This is a genomic window from Bradyrhizobium sp. ORS 375 (assembly GCF_000239775.1).
GTDB lineage: Bacteria > Pseudomonadota > Alphaproteobacteria > Rhizobiales > Xanthobacteraceae > Bradyrhizobium.
In genome coordinates this window covers 1-762 of record NZ_CAFI01000358.1, presented here as the reverse complement: position 1 = coordinate 762, position 762 = coordinate 1, and the positions used below count along the sequence as shown (strand labels likewise).

At 65.1% G+C, this 762-nt stretch carries 1 protein-coding gene; it reads right to left on the bottom strand.

The genetic code is table 11. The features are described 5' to 3' along the window. Nucleotides 1–38 precede the first annotated feature (38 nt). A partial coding sequence (locus BRAO375_RS25320; protein ID WP_035642106.1) for a flagellin occupies nt 39–762 on the bottom strand: 724 nt, incomplete at its 5' end.

Here is a 762-nt window from a genome sequence, read left to right as displayed (position 1 = left end):
CCCCGCCGCCTCCGATCTCGATGGGACGAAGCCGCCGATCAGCGCAGCAGCTGCAGCACGCTGGCCTGCGACTGGTTGGCGAGCGACAGTGCGGACACCGCGATCGACTGGCGGGTCGACAGCGCCTGGCTGTTGGCCGCTTCCTCGTTGGTGTCGGCGAGCGTCAGGTTCGACGAGCCGGTCTGCAGCACGTTGATCAGGTTCTTGTTGAAGTCCTGACGGATCTGCACCACCGACAGGTTCGAACCCAGCGTGGACGCTTCCGACCGCAGCGTGGCGCTCGCCGTGGTGAGCACGCCGATCACCTTGTTCGCCGAGTTGTTGTCGAGGAAGTCGGTGCCCGAGGTCAGCGTCGACAGGCCGAGACCCGCCGAATTGAAGGTCACGCCGGTGATCGACAGCGTCGACTTGCCGTTCTCGTTGAACGTCAGCTTCAGCGTATCGCCGTTCAGCAGGTTGACGCCATTGAACGAGGCGTCAGCCGCAGTCGTGTTGATCTGCGCCAGCACGTTGTTGTACTGCGAGACCAGGCTGGAGCGCTGCGCCTGCGCGGTGGAATCGGCCACCGGAGCCGCCGCAGTCAGGCCGTTGAAGGACTGGCTGGACGCCGCCGCCGTACCACCGATGGCGCCGATCGTGGCCGAGGCCGCGTCGTTGGTGGTGGTCAGCGTGATCTTGCCGGTCGAGTCGATCGAAGCCTGCAGGTTGTTGGCTGCGAGCTTGGTGTTGAGGTCGTTGAGCGACTTGACCTGTCCTGTCCCC